The sequence below is a fragment of the Roseomonas sp. 18066 genome, assembly GCF_902706185.1.
Classification (GTDB): Bacteria; Pseudomonadota; Alphaproteobacteria; order Acetobacterales; family Acetobacteraceae; genus Pseudoroseomonas.
This window is the reverse complement of record NZ_CACSJM010000350.1, coordinates 1-533: the sequence shown is the minus strand read 5'-3', so window position 1 is coordinate 533 and position 533 is coordinate 1. Positions and strand designations below refer to the sequence as shown.

Sequence of the window (533 nt, the reverse complement as noted above, 5' to 3'; positions counted from 1 at the left end):
GTTTATTGCTCTGCATCTGGTCACCGCCCAGCTCAACAGCGAAATGCCGGAGGTGATGCACGTCACCCGGGTGATGCAGGAAATTCTGCAGCTGGTGAAGTATCAGCTGCAGCTGAACTATGACGAAGAGTCGTTAAGCTACCAGCGCTTTGTCACCCACCTGAAGTTTTTCGCCCAGCGGATGCTGACCCGCACGGTGGTGGAAGATGATGACGTGACGCTGCACAGCGCGGTGAAGGACAACTACCCCAGGGCGTGGAAGTGTGCGGAAACCGTGGCTCGACATCTGCAGAAAAGCTATCAGCGGCAGCTGACGACGGAAGAGATTATGTTTTTTGCCATTCATATTGAACGGGTAAGAAAAGAGGGGCGTTAGCCTCCAGCGACCAAAAATTGGATTGTTACTGCATAACGCAGGCAAAACCTGAGCGCGACGCCATCCGGCGTCGTTCTCGGGTTTTTTTTATTTTAACACTCAGTCACGGGCCGCCCGCGGGCGGCTGAAGTCAAGGAAAACAGCATGGAATATAAAG

1 protein-coding gene is annotated in these 533 nt (G+C 53.3%); it reads left to right on the top strand.

What is annotated here, in order from left to right; translation table 11 throughout:
- Positions 1 to 376, top strand: a 376-nt coding sequence (locus GVN67_RS29180) for a PRD domain-containing protein (RefSeq protein ID WP_160000785.1), incomplete at its 5' end; no start/stop codon positions are given.
- Positions 377 to 533 lie beyond the last annotated feature (157 nt).